The organism is Edaphosphingomonas haloaromaticamans, assembly GCF_001853345.1.
Taxonomy (GTDB): Bacteria; Pseudomonadota; Alphaproteobacteria; order Sphingomonadales; family Sphingomonadaceae; genus Sphingomonas_E; species Sphingomonas_E fennica.
Genome location: NZ_MIPT01000008.1, coordinates 1 through 2,787 on the forward strand (window position 1 = coordinate 1; position 2,787 = coordinate 2,787).

3 protein-coding genes are annotated in these 2,787 nt (G+C 58.6%); all 3 read left to right on the plus strand.

The window, feature by feature from the left end; genetic code table 11:
* The first annotated feature begins 99 nt into the window (after positions 1-99).
* The 3 genes from BHE75_RS22905 to BHE75_RS22915 all read left to right on the plus strand — a co-directional run bounded on the left by BHE75_RS22905 (position 100) and on the right by BHE75_RS22915 (position 2,664).
* The gene (locus tag BHE75_RS22905) at positions 100-972 is read left to right on the plus strand and encodes an ArdC family protein (RefSeq protein ID WP_004213405.1); all 873 of its coding nucleotides are present in this window, start codon (positions 100-102) and stop codon (positions 970-972) included.
* 147 nt (positions 973-1,119) lie between these two features.
* Positions 1,120-1,380 carry a hypothetical protein gene (locus tag BHE75_RS22910; protein WP_056379729.1) on the plus strand — a complete coding sequence of 87 codons (261 nt, stop codon included), beginning with the start codon at positions 1,120-1,122 and terminating at the stop codon, positions 1,378-1,380.
* Positions 1,381-1,383: 3 nt separating this feature from the next.
* Positions 1,384-2,664, plus strand: a complete 1,281-nt coding sequence (locus BHE75_RS22915; RefSeq protein WP_056379707.1) for a Fic/DOC family protein — start codon at positions 1,384-1,386, stop codon at positions 2,662-2,664.
* Positions 2,665-2,787: the final 123 nt, after the last annotated feature.

The following is a 2,787-nucleotide window of genomic DNA, read 5'->3' on the forward strand; positions in this document are numbered from 1 at the left end:
ACTCCCATCGATTTTGCTTCCCCCTCCCCATCCCGCGCTTCGCCAGCGGGTCAGAGCCGCAGGCCGCAGGCAGCGGCTTCGCCTAAAGGAGTGAGGAAAATGGCCAAGGAAACGAACCGGATCGACATTTATCAGGCCGTCACCGACGACATTCTTGCGATGTTGGAAGCGGGGACAAAGCCTTGGGTGAAGCCGTGGAGCGGTGGGCCGACCATTCCGCTCCGGCACAATGGGGTTGCCTATCGTGGGATCAATGTCCTCAGCCTTTGGGCCAGTGCCATGCGTCAGGGCTTCGCCTCGCCCTATTGGCTGACCTTCAAACAGGCATTGGAGCTTGGCGGCAATGTCAGGAAGGGCAGCAAGGGGACCACCGTTGTCTATGCCAACAAGCTTGTCGTTAAAGACTCCGAAACGGACGACGAGCGCGCCATTCCGTTCCTGAAACGATACACGGTTTTCAATGCCGATCAGGTCGAGGGACTGGACGGCAAATATCCCGCGCCCGCCCCGATCATCACCAATCCCGAAACCCGCGATGTTGAACTTGAAGTGATGTTCTCTCGCATCGACGCAACCGTTCGCATTGGCGGATCGCAAGCCTATTATCACACCCGCGACGACTATATCCAAATGCCCGCTTTTGAAGCGTTCCATTCCGCCGACGACTACTATGCCACGCTTGCGCACGAGGCCGTGCATCATGCAGGGCATGAAAGCCGCCTCAACCGGAAAACCTTGATTTCAACGAGCCGCGCCGACTACGCGAGGGACGAACTCGTGGCCGAGCTGGGCGCATCCTTCATCGGTGCGATTGTCGGTTTCAAGGTCGAGGAACGCGAAGATCATGCCGCGTATATCGAGCACTGGTTGACCGCGCTCCGCAATGACAAGCGCGCCATTTTTGAGGCCGCCCGTGAGGCACAGAACGCCGCCGACTACCTGTTGGCGATGATGACCGACCAAGCGGATTGAATGCCCCGCCCTGCAAAATGCACGAGACGCCGCGCAAGCGCGGCGTCCCGCTTTGGGAAGGTGAAATTCGGGGGCTACTCAATGTGGTTTATATACAAATCCCGACATGTTAACTATGGGCGGGAGCAGGTCGTTTTTAGGTGCAAAATGGAAAATATCATCGACACCTACAGGAATCGCATCAACGCGATGGGGTATGAGCCTCGTCGGCAGGAAGACATTCCTGCCGTTATGGCAGCTTATTGCGAGGCAATCGCAAATTGCAAGATTGAAGGACTTGAATTGGTTTCGGATGACCACTCTTTTTGTTTGCTGTTGGTCGAAACCCAAATTCCCGTCGATGTGGCGATTGGTCTGGCGCAGGACTACAACCGTGATGTTCTGTCCCGCCAGAAACTCGCTGCATGACAGGTGAGCGACCCTTACACCTGGCGTAACAGCGACGTTCTTCGGAACAAGCTGGGAATCCGCGACGATAATATCCTCAAGGAGCGAGAAGCTTTCTTCTCGGTTGTCCGACATGGCGAGCTTGTCGTGCAGCGCGCCGCGCCGGCGACGAACGCGCGCGAGTATCGCGAGCTGCACAATCATCTGTTTCAGGACGTATATGATTGGGCGGGGCGCTTTCGAACTGTGGACATAAGCAAACCCGGCAGCACTTTTGCCCGAGCGCACTTCATTGCCCGCAGCATGGAGCACGAATTTAAGCAGCTGCCCGACCTCCAAACCCTCAAGTCGATGGATCGTGATCGCTTTGCCGATACCATGGGGCGGCATATTTCCGAATTAAATGCCGTTCATCCGTTCCGTGAGGGCAATGGCCGCACCATGCGGCTGCACTTGCAGCTACATTCCCTTGCGGCCGAAAAATTCGTCTCAATCCAGGCAATGGGGCCGAAGGACTGGATGGAGGCGAGCCGCGACAGCTTCCATACCGGAAATCACGCCTCCCTCGCCAAAGTCATCCGTGATGCAATGCCGCTCGAACAGAACCGCGTCGAGCCAGCGCGTGGGGCAGCGGGCATCGCGTTTCCGCCCTCGATGGAATCCCTCATGCCAGTTGGCGAACGACGCGCAATGAGTATCGAGCAGGCCAAGGATCAAATCAGCCGTTACCTGCCTACTGCGCAAACCGTTGCGTCGCGGCAGCATGAGCAGCTTAACCGGATCGCGGAAACGTCCGCTGACATGCGCCAGCTGGCCGCGCGTTCAGCGCAGGAGCTTGCCTTTTTCCGTGACCCCAAAGGGCCGATGCACCACCTTCAGCTGATTGAGCAGCGCCGCTATCATCAGATCGAAGTCAATTGGTCCGAGGGCATGGACCCGCTGCAAAGAGTCCGCGCCATCAGCGCGGGCGCCGCAGATTTCCTTTCGAAGATGACCGACCGCGACATTCAGGCCGCCGATCGCGCGCTACGTCTGCAAGTCATGCCTCCCGGCGTCAGTCAGGTTGATCTACGCCTTGCTGCGCAATTCGAGAAAAACTCGCCCGAGCAGAACCGGGCCGATGCCAGGTTCGCGCAATTCCAGCTCGCCATTGATAAGCGCGTCGCCACAGCCACCGAGCGCGGCGCATCGAAGGAACAGCTGGCGCAGATCGTCGAAAGCGCAAAGGCCCATGTCGCCGCAACATTGCGCGAAGGCAAATCACCGACGCCGACCGCCGAGAAATCAAAGGACCGCGAGCGCTGAAAATGAGCGGCCAGGGCCGCGCGCTTAATAGTCTGTCAGCTGCCACATAGGATCGAGCGGCCCAGGGCCGCGCCTTGCCGGTGGTGGCAGCTGCCACCGGGGGGAACGCCAAGGGCACCCGCC